Consider the following 16277-nt stretch of genomic DNA (forward strand, 5'->3'; position numbering starts at 1 on the left):
CCCAGCCTCAGACGAACTTGCCGTGGCAGTGCTTGTACTTCAGGCCCGAACCGCAGGGGCAGGCCTCGTTACGGCCGACCCGGCCCCAGCTGGAAGGATCGTTCGGATCGCGGTTCGGCGTCGCCGCGTCGAAAGCCGGGGCCAGCGTCGCCGCGGCGGCGATTTCGGCGTCGGCGAGCGCGAACTCGTCCTCGCCGGTCGCCGCGTCGATATGGTGCGGCGCCATGGGCGGCATGTCGTCGGTCTGCGGCGCAGACATCACCTCGACGCGCATCAGCTGGGCGGTGACTGCCTCGCGCAGATTGGCGAGCATGGCCTCGAACAGCTGGAACGCTTCCGACTTGTACTCGTTCAGCGGGTCGCGCTGGGCATAGCCGCGCAGGCCGATGACCTGGCGCAGATGATCGAGCGTCACCAGATGCTCGCGCCAGAGGTGATCCAGCGTCTGCAAGAGGATCGACTTCTCGACATAGCGCATGATGTCGGGGCCGTACTTGGCCGCCTTCAGCGCCATCGCCTCATCGGCCCGGCGCTGCACGCGCTCGCGCATCTCCTCGTCGGCGATGCCTTCCTCCGCCGCCCATTCCTTGACCGGCAGATCGAGGCCGAGCACGCGCTGCAACTGCTCGGCAAGGCCGTCCGTGTCCCACTGCTCGGGATAGGCATTGGGCGGCACATGCTTGGTGACGATGTCCTCGATGACGCCGTGGCGCATTTCGGCGACCGTCTCGGCGACGTCCTCGTCCTGCATAAGCTCGACGCGCTGCTCGAACACCACCTTGCGCTGGTCGTTCATCACGTCGTCGTATTTCAGCAGGTTCTTGCGGATGTCGTAATTGCGTGCCTCGACCTTCTGCTGCGCCTTTTCCAGCGCGCGGTTGATCCAGGGATGGACGATCGCCTCGCCCTCCTTGAGGCCGAGCTTCTGCAGCATGCCGTCGAGCCGGTCCGACCCGAAGATGCGCATCAGGTCGTCTTCCAGCGACAGGAAGAAGTGCGAGTGGCCGGGGTCGCCCTGTCGGCCGGAGCGGCCGCGCAGCTGGTTGTCGATGCGTCGGCTCTCATGGCGTTCGGTGCCGATGACGTAGAGCCCGCCGGCTTCCAGCGCTTTCGCCTTCAGCTTGGCGATCTCGTCGCGGATGCGGGCTTCGGCGGCGGTGCGTTCCTCGCCCTCCGGCATGTCGCCGAGTTCGTGGGTGATGCGCATCTCGGCATTGCCGCCGAGCTGGATGTCGGTGCCGCGGCCGGCCATGTTGGTGGCGATGGTGACGGCGCCGGGCACGCCGGCCTGGCTGACGATGTAGGATTCCTGCTCATGGTGGCGGGCGTTCAGCACCGCGAACACCTTGTCGTCCGCCGTGCCCTGATCTCCGTCATAGAGCGGGCGGAAGGCGTCGGGGTCGGAGAAGTCCTTCTGCTTGAAGCCGCGCTGCTTCAGCAGTTCGGCCAGCAGTTCCGACTTCTCGATCGAGGTAGTGCCCACCAGCACGGGCTGGCCCCGGGTCTTGCAGTCGGTGATGAGGTCGATGATGGCGTTGTATTTCTCGCCCGCCGTCCGATACACCTCGTCATCGTCGTCGATGCGCTGCACCGGCAGGTTGGTCGGGATCTCGACCACTTCGAGGTTGTAGATGTCCTGGAACTCCGCCGCTTCGGTATTGGCCGTGCCGGTCATGCCGGCCAGCTTCTCATACATGCGGAAATAGTTCTGGAAGGTGATGGAGGCCAGGGTCTGGTTCTCAGGCTGGACCTGCACCCGCTCCTTGGCTTCCAGCGCCTGATGGAGACCTTCCGAATAGCGCCGGCCCGGCATCATGCGGCCGGTGAACTCGTCGATGATGACGACTTCGCCGTTGCGGACGATGTAGTCCTTGTCGCGCTGGAACAGGCTGTGGGCGCGCAGCGCCTGATTGACGTGGTGGACCACCGAGACGTTCTCGATGTCGTAGAGGCTTTCGCCCTTGAGAATGCCGGCGTCGCGCAGCAGGGTCTCGATCTTCTCCATGCCGGCCTCGGTCATGGCGACGGAGCGCTGCTTCTCGTCGACCTCGTAGTCGGTCTTCGACAGCTTCGGGATGTAGGTGTCGATGGTGTTGTAGAAGTCCGAGCGGTCGTCGAGCGGGCCGGAGATGATGAGCGGCGTGCGCGCCTCGTCGACCAGGATCGAGTCGACCTCGTCGACCACAGCGTAGAAGTGCGGGCGCTGCACCATCTGGTTCAGCTCGTACTTCATGTTGTCGCGCAGATAATCGAAGCCGAGCTCGTTATTCGTGGCGTAGGTCACATCGCAGGCATAGGCCGCGCGGCGCTCATTGTCGTCCATGCCGTGATGGATGATGCCGACGGTGAGGCCGAGAAAGCGGTAGACCCGCCCCATCCATTCGGCGTCGCGCTTGGCGAGGTAGTCGTTGACGGTGACGACGTGCACGCCCTTGCCGGTCAGCGCATTGAGATAGACCGGCGAGGTGGCCACCAGCGTCTTGCCTTCGCCGGTGCGCATCTCGGCGATGCCGCGCTCATGCAGAACCATGCCGCCGATCAGCTGCACGTCGAAATGCCGCTGCCCGAGCGCCCGGCGCGCCGCCTCGCGCACCGTGGCGAAGGCGGGCACCAGCAGGTCGTCAAGGCTCGCGCCCTTGGCCAACTGCTCGCGGAAGGCAATGGTGCGGGCGCGCAGCGCCTCGTCGGAGAGCGCCTTGACCTCGGGTTCGAGCGCGTTGATGGCCGCGATCTTGGGCTGGTAACCGCGCACGCGGCGGTCATTGGCCGATCCGAAGAGCTTTCGCGCGAGAGCGCCGAACATGAGACTTCCAATCCGAGTCCGCCAAGGGCAGGTGTCGGACGGGCGGTGACGGGCCGCCACATCCTCTTGAGCAAGCTGCGGGCGCGAACGCGCGGGCTGAAGCCTCATCGAGACGCCATTTGCGGCCGAAATGGGTCTTCAGGGCCGGGCCGCCGCGAACGGCTTGCGGGTTCTTGGCTCACATAAGCGCGAGTGCCGGCGAGAACCCGCACCGCGTGCCACACTTATGAACGGGTTTGGGGGTTGTCAATCGCAGGCCGGACGACAGTTTCGCCGATCAGCGGGCGGTCGCGCAGGTAGCCCATGCCACCGGCGCGCAAGCGGCGAAATATCCGGCGTTGGCCATCATACCGGCTTGCAACCTGTGCCGTGCTGGGCCAGCTTTCGCGGCCCACGCGGCCAAACCGAATTGAGGAACGTTCCATGACCCGTCATTTCCCGCTCGCCGCGCCCAAGGCGTCCGCTCGCGCCGTCGCCGGCCGGGTCTCCGCCGGCCCGCTGCGTGCCGGCCTGCTGGCCGCGCTGATCGGCACCGCCCTGCTTCCCGCCCTGCCGGCTCTCGCTCAGGACGCCGCGCCCAAGACCGCCGCGCCGGCTGCTGCCGCGACCCAGGGCGACGACCCCGTGCTCGCCACCGTCAACGGCCAGCCCATCCGCCGCAGCGACGTGACGGCCGCCGCCGCCGAACTCGCGCCGAACCTGCCGCAGCAGATCCAGGGCGCGGCCCGCGACGAATATGTGCTCGGCTTCCTCATCGACCTGAACGCCATGGCGCAGGCCGCCGAGGCGCAGAAGCTCTACGAGACCGAGGAATTCAAGCGCGAGATGGATTTCATCCGCAAGCGCGTGCTGATGCAGGCCATCCTCACCAAGGCCACCAAGGACGCGCTCACCGACGCCGCCCTGAAGCAGACCTATGAAGAGGCGGTGAAGCAGCAGAAGCCGGAGAAGGAAGTGCGCGCCCGCCACATCCTGTTCCGCGCCGACCCCAACAACAAGGAAGCTCAGGCTGCCGCCGAGAAGAAGGCGCAGGATGTCGAAGCCCAGCTCAAGAAGGGCGCGGACTTCGCCAAGCTGGCGAGCGAACTGACCGAGGACCCCTCGGGCAAGGATGATGGCGGTGATCTCGGCTTCTTCACCAAGGAGCAGATGGTGCCGGAATTCGCCGAAGTCGCCTTCGAGCTGAAGCCGGGCGAAGTGTCGAAGCCGGTGAAGACGCAGTTCGGCTGGCACGTCATCAAGCTTGAGGAAGTGCGCGAGCGCCCGGTGCCGACCTTCGACGAGGTCAAGCCGCAGATCGAGCAGTTCCTGGCGCAGAAGGCCCAGGCCGATGCGGTGCAGAAGACCCGCGAGGCCGCGAAGGTGGAGAAGACCGAGGCCGCGCCGAAGCCGGGCGACCTGATCAACGCCCCCGCCGCGACTCCGGCCACCCCGGCGACCCCGGCCCCGTGATCGCAACGGCCCCCGCGAGGGCCGTCGCGACGAGCGGTTGACTAGAAAGGCCCCGGACCGCAAGGTTCCGGGGCCTTTTCATGTAAAGAAGCCTCGCGCTTTTGGAGATGGCCGCGCGGCGTGGCTCAGTCCATGGGGAGGCGCTGCAAAAGCGCGTCGACGCTCTGGCGCCAGGTCAGCCAGGGCATCCCACGCGATCCGACCACGCGCCCAGCGTGGAAGGCCGCGAGCCAGGCTTCGAGCGCCGCGTGCAGGGCTTCCGGTCCCGTGCCGTCGAAATAGCTGGCGTGGTCGCCGGCCACTTCGCGAAAGACCGGTATATCGCGCGCGAGGATGGGCAGGTCGTGCCGCGCGGCCTCGATCAGCGGCAGGCCGAAGCCTTCCCCTTCGCTGGCGGCGAGAAGGCAACTGCACGAACTGTAAAGCTGCCGCAGCTCCGCGTCGCTGGGGCGTTCGATCCAGATCAGCCGCGCGCCGCTTTCAGGATGACTCCGCATCTTCTCCATGAGGTCATCGACCATCCAGCCCGGTGCGCCGGCGATCACCAGCGCAGCATCGCCGCCCCGGACCCATAGGCACTCCATGGCCGCGAGCGCCAGCGCGTGCCCTTTGCGCGGTTCGACGGTCCCGACCATCAGGAAGCGCGGGCGTTCGGGTGTCTGCCGCGCGGTGTCGCGCAGATCCTCGCCCCGCGCCACCGGCGCTGTCGCGGTCTCAAGATCGGCGCCGAGGTGAAACCAGTCGATGGCCGGCCTCCGGCCATTGGCCGGCGGATGTGCGGCGAGATAGGCGGCGACATCCGCGGCCACCGCCCGCGAGATACACAGCAACTGCTCAAAACGCGCGATCGTGTCGAGCCAGCGTGCGAACAATCCGTCGGCCAGCGGGAAATAGTGAGGGAAATGGATCGGCAGCAGATCATAGACAACGGCGGCGAGATGCACGCCCGCCTGCGCCATCGCGTCCAGCGCGGCTTGCATTTCCGGGATCTGAGTGAAGCAGGCATCCGGGCTGAGAAATATGTCGCCGGAGTAGATGTCGATGGGGTCATCCCCGGGCCAGACACAGGGCAGACCCAGAAATCCGCAGGTGAAGCGGCGGGCATAGCGGTAGCGTCCGAGGACAGGATCGCCGAAAACCGGCTCAACCTGCCAGCCGGCCGGCGGCTCCCGCAACAATGTCTCTAGCAGGGCACGCACCACCCGCTGAATGCCGCTATTGGCATCGCCCTTCGAGATTTCCCCGACATCGACCAGCAGCTGGCGCAGCCGCGCGCCGGCCGGCAGGCTGTCGGCCGCGGCCTGCGCCAGCTCGGCGTCGAGGGCCGCATCGGTTTCCAGTCGCGCCAGTTCACCGACAAGCCGGCGACGGCCCTGGGCGCGGCGGTTAAAGCCTTCAATCGCGGCGTGATAGGCGCGGGCGCAATCGGCCGGCGCCTGCTCCGCCACGATCCGCTCGCGCCCGGCCGCGCCCATGCGCTGCCGCAGAGCCGGATCGTTGACCAGAAGGTCGATGGCCTCTGCGAGTTCACGATCCTCGAAGACGTCGGGAATATGCAGCACGCCGTCAGGCGGCAGATCGGCAAGGCTGCCATGCGCGTTCACGATCAGCGGGAGGCCGGCGGCCATGCCGTCAATGACGGAGGCCGAGCTTTCGCCGCGGGAATGCGTCCGGAGCTGGACGGCGAGGTCTGCCGCCAACAGATAATCGGCGAACGTCTCCCCGCTGGCCCAGCCGGTGATGTGTACCCGCCCGGCGCAACGGCTCGACGCCACGCGGTCCATGATCGCCGCAGCGAGGGAGCCCGCATCGCCGACGAAGACCAAGTGCACCGTGGGGTTGGCGCTACAAGTTGCGGCGCAGAGGCCGTCGATCAGGCGAAGCGGCAGCTTTGACGGCGTGACGTAGCCGAAACTGCAGATCAGCACCTGGTCGGGTGCAACGCCAAGGCGGGCGCGGGCGTTGGCGCGGCTTTCATCCGTCCTGAGTCGCGGGACGCCGGGAAGCGGGACGACCACCCAGTCGGCCACGGTTGCCGCATGGTAGAAGTGCCGCGCCAGCCGGCGGGCATGATCGGAATGGACGATCACGCCCTCCGCCGCGCGCACGGCGCGGGCATTGGCGGGCCAGGCATGGATGGTCTCTGTCCAGGGATCGCGGCCACCGGCTGACGCGTGGCAGGCGAGGAGGGCCGCATAGCCGTGGTTCTCCCCCAGAAGCTGCCAGAAACGTGTCAGACAGCGGGGGCGCTCGATGCCGGACAGGAAGAAGTCGTGCAGGACGACGATGCCGGGAATCTCCTCCAGCAGCTCGAACATATGCGTGTGAAAGTGCGAATTGCCGAACTGGTAGAGAACCCGATCGTAGCTCTCGGCGTGGGCGCGAAGAAAGGAGACATCGCGCACGCAGAAGCGCGCGGCGAGAGCGGGGTCGACCGAGTCCGGCTCCTGCGCGATGAGGTCGATGTCGTAATGGTCGGCGAGCGCGGGCAGGAGTGTGGCGCTGTTGAAGCTGATGCCGCTGCGCTGCGGCGGCAATGGCGAGACAAAGGCGAGGCGCGGCTTGGGGCGCGGGGTTAGGCTGGGCGCCGCTTGAGCCGTCTCGCGCACCCGCATGCGCAGCGCGTCGAGCGCGCGCCGCGCCGTCTCGTCCCAGCTGTAGCGTGCCGCCTGCGCGGCGGCGGACTCGCGCAGCGACTGGCGGAATGGTTCATCCGTCAGCACTTTCACGATCATCCGCGCCATGTCGTCGATGGAGTGCGGATCGAACAGCGCATCGTCCCGACCGATGATCTCGGCGACGCTGGACACGTTCGCGCCCACGACCGGAGTGCCGCAGCGCAGCGCCTCCAGCACCGGCAGGCCGAAGCCCTCATGCCAACTCGGGAGGATGAACGCGGCGCACAGATTATAGAGGGCAACGACCGTGTCGTCCGGCACATCGCTCGTCAGGATCACGGCCGTGTCCGGCAGGCCGGCGGCGCGGGCATGGGCGAGCAGCCGCTCCTTCTCATCCGCCGTGGCGCCGCAGACAATGGCAAGCTGATGGGTTTCGATCAGCGACGGGGGAAGGGTGGCGAACGCGCTGATGAGGGCGGGTATGTTCTTTCGATGGTCGATGCCGCCCGTGTGCATGAGGAAGGGGCGGCTGAGGCCCAACCCGGCAGTGTGCCGCTCCCTTTCCTCCTCGCTGAGCGCGAGAGGGACGAAGCGGGCGTCGACATCGTCGCCTATGGAGACAATCCGGTCCGCCGGCCTTCCCAGATGCAGGGCCGCATCACGCGCCGAGCAATCGGAGATCGCGAGCAGAAGATCGGCGTTTTTCAGCGCCTCGATCTTGCTCTGGTACCAGCGGGTGACGTGGGGGTCGGTGAGGTAGAGCGAGGAGAAAAGCTGCGGGATCAGGTCATAAAGCACCACGGCGGTGGGTGTGTCGCCGACGCCGGTTACGCAGTCCTCCGACAGGCCATCGAACAGGCCGGTGACAAGAACGATATCGGCCGCGCAATCGGCGATCACCGCCTCGCGAATGGCCTGCGCGGCCAGTCGCCGCTCGAGCGGTGCCAGGAAGCTGGCGGGGCGTACGGCGGTCCAGAGGCGCAGGGTGACATTCGGCCATGTGGCGAAGTCGCGTCGCAGACCCGCATTGTCTTCGCCGATCATGCCGTTGAGGAGCAGCACGAACTCGTCTTCAGGCGCCTGTCGCAGAAGTCCTTCCACCAGAGAGCGGGCATAGCGGCCGATGCCACGCAGTCCGCTCGATCGTGATTGAAGTGCTTGCAAGTCAACGACAATGCGCACGTTTTGCTCTCGCACTTCAGGCGTTGTGACGCGTGCGCCGCGCCGCAATGCGTCGCGCAAGATGGGCCGCGGCAGGGCTGAGGGAGGACGGGTGTTGCGATGGCTCGTGCGGCTGCAGGGTCACGCCGGCAGCGGCTTCCATCACCACCGCGCCGCGCAGAGCCTGGTATTCCGCGCTGTGAAGCCAGAGCCGGAAGGGGCGGCGGGGCCGTCCACTGGTATGAAAGACCAGACGGCGAAACGCCTTGCGAGGTTTGCCGCTGGTGTGGAACAGCAGCTGGCGCACCATCTTCTTGGGTCGCCCTGACGGGCGAAAGAACAGCGCCTCCCACAGGCTCCGGCGAGCGGCGTATTCAAGGGCGGCTGCGGTCGCCTCGGTCTGGCGCGCCAGCGCCGTGTTCAGCGCTTCGATCGTCTGCCCCTGCTGCTGAACGCGCGTCGCGAGGTGGCCGGTGCGGGCGCGCTCCGCCGCCAGAAGCCCCTCCAAACCCTGTACCTGCTCCCGCAGTTGCGCGTGGGCTTCACCGTCTCCCTTGACGAAGTTATCGAACACATTAGGCGGCGCGGAAAACGCCGGCGCGAGCTCCTCGTGCTCCGCGGCGAGGTAGAAACGGTTCAGCCCATCCCAATAGATGCTGCGATAGCCGGCAGCCGTCAGGAATGTCTCCCAGCTTCTGGCGGTCTCTTCCGGTGAGTTCGGGTGTGTGGCCTCGATCAGGATCACCCAGGGGCGATAGCGGGTGAGATCCAGCCCGCGCACCACGGCGGTCTCATGGCCTTCCACATCGATCTTGAGAAAGTGGATGGGCTGTCCCGGCGCCAGGTGCGTGTCAAGGAGGCCGGTCAATGTGCGCTGGGGCACGTCGATCGCCGATACCGCCCAGCCCTTCGTGCGGTGCCTCTCGGCGATGGTGACATCGACGGTGGACAGTCCCGTATCGCCAACGATGTGCAGCCGGGCGGTGCCGTCGCGATCGCTCGCCACCACGCCGAGATTCACGTCCCGGTCGCGCCGCGCCGCAAGCTCCGCCAGCCTTCGGGGTATCGGTTCGATGTTCACGCCCCGCCAGCCGCGTACGTAGAAGGCGTGGGTGACGCTGTCAGCCTCGGGGGAGAAGGCGCCGACATCGATATAGAAGCCGGCGCCGACATGGCCGAGCGCCCGCCAGAGCATCACGTCTTCATAATTCTGCGCGAAGGAGACGAATGGCACTGGGGAACTCCGAGGAGTGGGACGCTGCCGCTAACCCTAGGCTGCCGCGCGCTGGCCGGCGCGTCGCCGCGCCAGAAAATTATCCTTCCGCCAAGGCGTAAGAGCGCCCGCCGCAGCGACGGCTGGCAGATTAGCGCGAGGGGGCGTCGGCTCTCCAGTCGTCGTAATCCGATCGGGCCATCATGTCCGCGAGTTCGCGGACGGCGACCTTGGGTTCCCAGCCCAGCCGCGTGCGCGCCTTCGTCGCGTCGCCAAGCAGCAGATCGACTTCCGCTGGCCGGTAGAATCGCGGGTTGACCTTGACCGCCACCTTGCCGCTGCGCCGGTCCACGGCCTGCTCGGCCTCGGCCGTGCCCGACCATTCCAGCGCGAGGCCGAGCGCCTCGGCGGCGAAGGTGACGAAGTCGCGAATGGGCGTCGTCACCCCGGTGGCCAGAACATAGTCGTCCGCCTCGTCCTGCTGCAGCATGCGCCACATGCCGTCGACATAGTCGCCGGCGAAGCCCCAGTCGCGCCGCGCATCGAGATTGCCAAGTTCGACCGGGACATGTTCGCCATGGGCGAAGCGCGCCAGCCCCAAGGTGACCTTGCGCGTCACCATTTCCGCACCGCGCACAGGGCTTTCATGATTGAACAGAATGCCGGACGAGGCGTGAAGTGCGAACGATTCTCGGTAGTTGATGGTGATGTAGTGGCCATACACCTTGGCCGCGCCATAGGGCGAGCGAGGGTGAAAGGGCGTTTCCTCGTTCTGCGGCACCGCCCGGGCGCGGCCGAACATTTCCGAGGTCGACGCCTGATAGAAGCGGGTTTGGGGACAATAGGTGCGGATGGCATCGAGGAGGCGCGCCACGCCCATGCCGTTGACATCGGCGACATAAAGCGGCTGGTCCCACGAAGAACCGACAAAACTCTGTGCGGCGAGATTGTACACCTCGTCAAAGGTGGTCTGGCGGAGCACGCGGTTGATGCTGTTGATCTCGCTCAGGTCGAAGTCCACAAGCCGCACGTCGTCGGCAACGCCCAGCTTCCGCAGGCGGGTCAGCTTAGCTTGCGAATTGGCGCGGACGGTGCCTGTGACCTCGTAGCCCTTCTCAAGCAGGAGACGCGCGAGATAGCTGCCATCCTGCCCGGTAATACCCGTGATCAGCGCCTTTTTCACCTTGGACTCCACGCGGATAACAACGTGACGGGGGCTACATACATACCGTCTCGAACGATTGTCGAGCGGCGGACTGGTATTTTAATAGAGATGCGAGGGGCGCCGAAGGGCCGTGGGACGCCGTTGGCTGACCGTCAGCCGAGAAGCTCTTTGATAAGACGACCTACGGCGCCAAAGGAATTATGGCGCTTGAGGTGTGCGAACCCCGCCTGTGCCTTTGCGGCGGTCTGTCCAGGGTCGTCATAGATGGCCCGCATGATGCTGGCGGCGTGTGCGAGGCTCGGTTCCGCCCAATAGCTCCCCTCGGTGCCACAGTAATCCTGCGGAGGCACGGCAGCCTCAGCGAACTGCACGGGATATCCGGTTTGCTCATTAATGAAGTCGCGTGTGCCGCCAAAATCGGTCGCGATAACCGCCTTGCCGCGTGGCAGCGCCTCCGCGCATCCAAGGCCAAATCCCTCCGAACGATGGAGGGACACGAACACGTCGCAATCCTCCATCAAGGCCGTCATCTCGGCTCTGGTGAGCGTGCCGTCGACGATCTCGATACGGGCATCCTGGCGGGCGAGCGCCAGCAGGCTTGAGAACCGGGCCGGGTCCGAGCCTCCGCCGCGTGCCTTGACCAGCAGCCGGGTGTCCTCCCGCCCGCTCTGAAAGGCGAGGCGGAACGCTTCTATCGTGCCCAGCGGGTTCTTTCGCGCGATGGACGAATCGGCGTCGAAGAAGGTGTGGAACTTCAAAGGGCCCGTGAACGGCTGCTGCCGTGGTTCCGTCGGCAGGTCGACGGGTTGCGGGACCAAGCTTATCGGCCTCGAATGCACGCTCGCGAGCGCGTCGCGAATGAACGTCGTCGGCGCCCAGTATGCGTCGAAGCGTTCGAACCAGCGCCTCCATGCGGTGGGAAAGCTGGGCAACTCCCAATAGGGATAGGCGATGTTGGTCTGGTCGCGGCAGGCGCGGCGGGCGAACATGCCGATTTCGGCGGCGCCGAAGATGGCCAGCGCGGTGCGATGCCGGGATGAGGCGGCCAGCCGGTTTGCCAATGCCGCTTCGGCCATCCTCCCCGGCAGGGGAACATTGATGAGGCCTGCGGGAATGTCGCCGGCATCAAGGGCGGCCACCATGAGCCGCGCCGCTTCGCCAAGCCCGATTTCCGATCGAAGAAAGCCGACGATATCGACCCCGGGCTCCCGGCTCTCGCCGGCGAGGCGACGCAGCCAGCAGGGCATTGCGAGCGCCGACGGGCAGTTCGCATGCGTGCACAGCAGCGATCGCAGGCCGGAGTTGATCGCCTTTCCGCCAATTTTCATGTCGTGGCCGGTATCCTCACGGGGCGATCTCCGGACGAGCGACAGCCCTTGCCGCATCCGGCGGACCGCCGGTTTCGCCGCGACGTGAGGGAAACAGGATCAACAGCTTTCCAGCCATGCGGCGGTCCACCTTTGATCCGCGCGGTATGGGACCACATTACGAGGCTAGGTGTCGTGCCTCAATACCTCGGCCGGCGCGGCTGGACCGAGGTTCCGCTCTGGCACGTCGATCGGCCCGCCCCTGGCAAATCGCGACAACGGCGCCGACCCGCCGCTGCTCCGACGACTGGCCTGCGGACGCGCGCCGCAGCTGTGCCATCGCCGCGCCGCCTTTGGACACAAGCGCGTGTTCGCTGACGGGCACAGGAGTGTGGGCGGGTGGTGGGGCGTGGATCGTTGCCAAGGGGCTCGCCGCCCGCGTGGGGAGCAAGCTCTAGCGGCTGGCAGAGGGGGGGCACTTGACGCGCGACGCAGTTCAGAAGCCCTGTTCTTCCGTTAAAGACGCTTGAGGCTCTCAGCAGGGCAGGCGGCCCCCGGCGATCGGGCGTGCGATGCCTGCGAGGCGGCTTCAGCGGCAGCGCCCTTGCACGCGTGCGCGGCTTGCGGGAGGCCGTCCAAAGTGAGGACGCTGTGCGAAGCGTACGCGTTTCCTGCGCGGCGACATTGGCGCGCATCGCGGCGTCGGAAGCCCCTGTCGCAGCCCTTGCGCGGGCCGAGGGCTGTCACGAACGCAGGCATCCCCGGGCGATCAGGCGTGCGGCGGCTGCGAGGCTGGCGGCGTCGTCATCAAGCCGGCGCGTCAGCAGGCGCGCCCACACATAACCGTTGACGAGATCGAGGCCGGCCGCTCCGTCGAAATCCGCCACCAGTTCTCCGCGTCGCGCGGCCCGGGCGAAGAGCTCGGCAACGGGAAAGCTGCGCTCAGCCAGGAAGGCGCGGAGGGTTTCCAGCGCCGCCGGATCCTGCTGCGCCTCCACCAGCAGCGCGGTGAGAGCTTCACCGGCGGGCGTATCGCGCCAGAAGGTGATGAGCTTCCGCAATGCCGCCGCCAGGTCGTGCTCCAGGCAGCCGGTGTTGGTCTCCGACATGTCGAAAGGCTGGCGGGCATAGATCTCGACCAGCAGGGCCGGCTTTCCGCTCCACCAGCGATAAATTGTCGGCTTGCCGGCGCCCGCGCGCCGCGCCACCTGCTCGATGGTGAAGCCGGCATATCCGGTCTCGGCCAGTACCGCTTCCGCAGCTTCCAGGATCGCCTCGGTGGCCGCCTTGCTCCGGCGCGGTCCGGCAGAGCCTCGTCGTGCCGGGCTCACTTGGACGCCACCTGTCCGTGGTTGTGCGGTTTTGTTAACCATCGCCGTTAACTTTCTTGCACCGCGCGCATTCGCGTCTCGGCGGCGTGCTGTTGCTCACGTCCGAGGCAATGAGCGACCCTATGCGCGCGCCGATAAACGACACGAAACGTTTCGACACATGAAACGCTACGTTTCGTATCAATACTAGTCTGTTTATCCGACTAACTTTTTTCAGGCGGTCTCGGGCGGCGCGGCGCGCGCTGCGAGACGGTGCGCCTCCAAGGCCGGGCGTGCAGTTCCCGAGAAACAAGAGACAAACGAGCGCGAATCACTTCGCCCCGAACACCACACCTTGTCGCTCCGCAGAGCCAAAAGGTAAATATGCTGCGATGCGGTGTTAGACGGTGCCGCGTTCGTGTCTCACCTCGCGTGACGCACCCCGGACAAGACAAACATGCCCCCAGAGGCGAGCGTGTCCGGCCGGTTCCGCAGCACTGTCATCTAGGGGGCTAAAACCATCCGACGGCGCGCACGGCCGCCTTCGACTGCCGAGTGCTCAACTCGCACCGGCGGAGCTCCACCTCGACGGCTACGCGGACGATGTCGGTGTCACAGACTCTCCGGCGCGTGAGATGCCGCCGACATGAGCGGGCCCCGCCGTTCCCATCGATCTGGGTCGGCCAAAGCAATGCAACGGCCCGCCCTCCCGCCAGCCTTGGACTGCCGAGTGCTCAACTCGCACCGGCGGAGCTCCACCTCGACGGCTACGCGGACGATGTCGGTGTCACAGACTTACCGGCGCGCGGGATGCCGCCGATACGAGGCGGCCCCGCCGTTCCCATCGATCTGGGTCGACCAAAGCAACCCGACGGCGGGCACGCCCGCCTTGGACTGCCGAGTGCTCCACCCCGGGCTGGCGCACCTCCCCCGCGCCGCGGACACGCGGACGATGTCGGTGTCAACGACTCTCCGGCGCGCGGGATGCCGCCGATGCGAGCCGAGCCCCGCCATTCCTCTCACGCCGGCGTCGCCTGGCTGCGCGGCGATGATCAGGACTGATCAGCCGCCAGAATGACCATCATGTTGCCAGCCCCCGCCGGAAGCGACCCACGCCTTGATCGCCATTGGCTCATGTTCGGCTTTGGCTCGCAGGCGCCCAGCAGTCGATCACGAGGATGATCCGCTGCCGGCGGTGGAGACCGGTTCGAGCCGCCAGAGCCACAGCCTGACACTTCTGCGAAAGGGGTTCGACGGGTCTTTGCTGCCCGTAGCGTTCGGGCACATCCCGCCCGGGCGAGGCTCCGAGCCCTCGGAGATCGCGGTTGCGCAGTCGACGGTCATCCACCCGCGCCCATTCGCGCGGCTTGTCCAGAAGTCGGCGGCGCGATCACCCTGCTGGGTCGCTCCGCTCGTCCCGCAGCCCAATTCTCCCCCCAATCGCGAGAGGTCGAACATGCCCCTGCTTCGCCCGTAAGGCTCCCGTGATCGGCAAAGCCGCAGGGGCGTTGCGGCCGTCGCTTACCGAAGGCCTCGGTCCACGGCTCGTCCCTCCCAACGAGCCAATACCAGCGGCTGTGCCGATGCCGCCAAGCTGTCGCCTGCCGCGGCGCGATGGGGATCCCGCTTCCGCTCTGGCGGGCAGGGCCCTCCGCTATTTGAGGTTCCCTGCCTTCACCATGTTCGGGCATCGTCGCCGCATCGGCTCACACAAGGTCGCCTCCCGCCGCCCGCCCGAAACGATCGCTCATACCCCGCCCATGATGCGGCTCTCGGGTCCGCTTATTCAGGCTTAACCCGAACGAGTTTCCATACCCCGCTCGGCGGCGTCCAGCGCCGGGGGGGGCCTGCCCCAACCCGTCCCGGTGCCGCCGCCGCTCCCATTGAGCCCCGCCATTCGGCATGGCGGGTTCGAGCGTGACCGCCACCCATCGTCTTGCGGATGTTGCGCATCTCGGGCACACCCGTGCAGCCCTTTTCCCGCGATCGAGTTCCCGCCGATGGCCCACGCTGCTCCCGTCTCTCCGCTCGCCCCCAAGACCACGCCTGAGCTCGGCCCGGTTGCCGGGGTGCGCTTCGCCACCGCCGAGGCGGGCATCCGCTATAAGGGGCGTACCGATGTGCTGCTGCTGACGCTCGACGAAGGCACCACGGTGGCGGGCGTGTTCACCCGTTCCAAATGCCCGTCGGCGCCGGTCGAGTGGTGCCGCGCCAATCTCCCGCACGGCACGGCGCGGGCTTTGGTGGTGAATTCCGGCAATGCCAATGCGTTCACCGGCGCCAAGGGCCGGGAATCGACCGCGCTGACCGCGAAAATCGCCGCCAAGGCGCTCGGCTGCCGCGAGGAGGAGATCTATCTCGCCTCCACCGGCGTCATCGGCGAACCGCTGGACGCGACCAAGTTCGAGGGCGTGCTGCAGGAAACCGCCACGCGTCTCGCGCCGCTGCCCTGGGTCGAGCCGGCCAAGGCGATCATGACCACCGACACCTTCCCCAAGCTGGCCACGGCCAAGGTGAAGATCGATGGCGTGGACGTCACCATCGCCGGCATCGCCAAGGGCGCCGGCATGATCGCGCCCGACATGGCGACCATGCTCTCCTTCGTCTTCACCGATGCCGCCATCGAGGCGCCGGCACTTCAGGCCCTGCTCTCCAAGGGCGTGGTGGACAGCTTCAACGCCGTCACCATCGACGGCGACACCTCGACCTCGGACACGCTGATGCTGTTCGCCACCGGCGCCTCGGGGGCGCCGCGCATCGATGACGCGAAGGACCCGCGCCTCAACCGCTTCCGCAAGGCGCTCACCGGCGTGCTGGCGGATCTGGCCGAGCAGGTGGCGCGTGACGGCGAGGGGGCGCGCAAGCTGGTGAAGATCCATGTCACCGGCGCCACCTCCAAGCGCTCGGCGCGGCGCATCGCCATGTCGATCGCCAATTCGCCGCTGGTGAAGACGGCGGTGGCGGGCGAAGACGCCAATTGGGGCCGCATCGTCATGGCGGTGGGCAAGGCCGGCGAGCCGGCGGAGCGCGACCGGCTCTCCATCTCCTTCGGCGCCATCCGCGTGGCGCATGAAGGCGCCCGCGACCCGGCCTATGACGAGGCCGAGGTCTCGGCTTATATGAAGAACGACGTGATCGACATCACCGTCGATCTCGGCCTCGGGCGCGGGTCGGACCGGGTGATGACCTGCGACCTCACCAAGGAATATGTCGCCATCAACGGCGATTACCGCTCGTGAGCGGCGAAG

General features: G+C 66.8%; 8 protein-coding genes. 2 read left to right on the top strand and 6 right to left on the bottom strand.

Going from position 1 to position 16277, the window contains the following annotated elements:
- Nucleotides 1-7 precede the first annotated feature (7 nt).
- The gene (gene secA, locus ACP2AH_RS07555) at nucleotides 8-2803 is read right to left on the bottom strand and encodes a preprotein translocase subunit SecA (RefSeq protein WP_425105232.1); all 2796 of its coding nucleotides are present in this window, start codon (nucleotides 2801-2803) and stop codon (nucleotides 8-10) included.
- A 423-nt stretch (nucleotides 2804-3226) separates the two neighbouring features.
- Here secA and ACP2AH_RS07560 point away from each other — a divergent pair, with 423 nt between their 5' ends.
- The gene (locus ACP2AH_RS07560; RefSeq protein ID WP_421699894.1) at nucleotides 3227-4255 is read left to right on the top strand and encodes a peptidylprolyl isomerase; all 1029 of its coding nucleotides are present in this window, start codon (nucleotides 3227-3229) and stop codon (nucleotides 4253-4255) included.
- A 125-nt stretch (nucleotides 4256-4380) separates the two neighbouring features.
- Here the strand turns inward: ACP2AH_RS07560 and ACP2AH_RS07565 are convergent, their stop codons facing one another.
- The 5 genes from ACP2AH_RS07565 to ACP2AH_RS07585 all read right to left on the bottom strand — a co-directional run bounded on the left by ACP2AH_RS07565 (nucleotide 4381) and on the right by ACP2AH_RS07585 (nucleotide 13050).
- On the bottom strand, nucleotides 4381-8115 hold the full coding sequence (locus ACP2AH_RS07565; RefSeq protein WP_425105233.1) for a glycosyltransferase: 3735 nt from the start codon (nucleotides 8113-8115) through the stop codon (nucleotides 4381-4383).
- Complete coding sequence (locus ACP2AH_RS07570; protein ID WP_425105234.1) at nucleotides 8072-9268, bottom strand: FkbM family methyltransferase; 1197 nt, start codon at nucleotides 9266-9268, stop codon at nucleotides 8072-8074. The genes ACP2AH_RS07565 and ACP2AH_RS07570 overlap by 44 nt, the downstream gene beginning before the upstream one ends.
- Nucleotides 9269-9398: 130 nt before the next feature.
- Nucleotides 9399-10430: a GDP-mannose 4,6-dehydratase gene (gene gmd, locus ACP2AH_RS07575; protein ID WP_425105235.1), complete on the bottom strand. Its 1032-nt coding sequence runs from the start codon at nucleotides 10428-10430 to the stop codon at nucleotides 9399-9401.
- 134 nt (nucleotides 10431-10564) lie between these two features.
- A complete protein-coding gene (locus ACP2AH_RS07580) occupies nucleotides 10565-11740 on the bottom strand; it encodes a glycosyltransferase (protein WP_425105236.1) in 1176 nt (391 codons plus the stop codon).
- Between the two features lie 722 nt (nucleotides 11741-12462).
- Nucleotides 12463-13050, bottom strand: coding sequence for a TetR/AcrR family transcriptional regulator (locus ACP2AH_RS07585; protein ID WP_425105237.1), 588 nt, complete (start codon nucleotides 13048-13050; stop codon nucleotides 12463-12465).
- 1979 nt (nucleotides 13051-15029) lie between these two features.
- Between ACP2AH_RS07585 and argJ the strand changes: the two genes are divergently transcribed.
- Nucleotides 15030-16268 carry a bifunctional glutamate N-acetyltransferase/amino-acid acetyltransferase ArgJ gene (gene argJ / locus ACP2AH_RS07590; RefSeq protein WP_425105238.1) on the top strand — a complete coding sequence of 413 codons (1239 nt, stop codon included), beginning with the start codon at nucleotides 15030-15032 and terminating at the stop codon, nucleotides 16266-16268.
- Nucleotides 16269-16277: the final 9 nt, after the last annotated feature.

The sequence above is a fragment of the Ancylobacter sp. genome, from assembly GCF_965249975.1.
Taxonomy (GTDB): domain Bacteria; phylum Pseudomonadota; class Alphaproteobacteria; order Rhizobiales; family Xanthobacteraceae; genus Ancylobacter.

What these genes read in the sequence shown, in the direction of transcription:
- ACP2AH_RS07580 (WP_425105236.1), bottom strand. Translation starts at nt 11,740, where the DNA reads ATGAAAATTGGCGGAAAGGCGATCAACTCCGGCCTGCGATCGCTGCTG.
- argJ (WP_425105238.1), top strand. Translation starts at nt 15,030, where the DNA reads ATGGCCCACGCTGCTCCCGTCTCTCCGCTCGCCCCCAAGACCACGCCT.
- secA (WP_425105232.1), bottom strand. Translation starts at nt 2,803, where the DNA reads ATGTTCGGCGCTCTCGCGCGAAAGCTCTTCGGATCGGCCAATGACCGC.
- ACP2AH_RS07560 (WP_421699894.1), top strand. Translation starts at nt 3,227, where the DNA reads ATGACCCGTCATTTCCCGCTCGCCGCGCCCAAGGCGTCCGCTCGCGCC.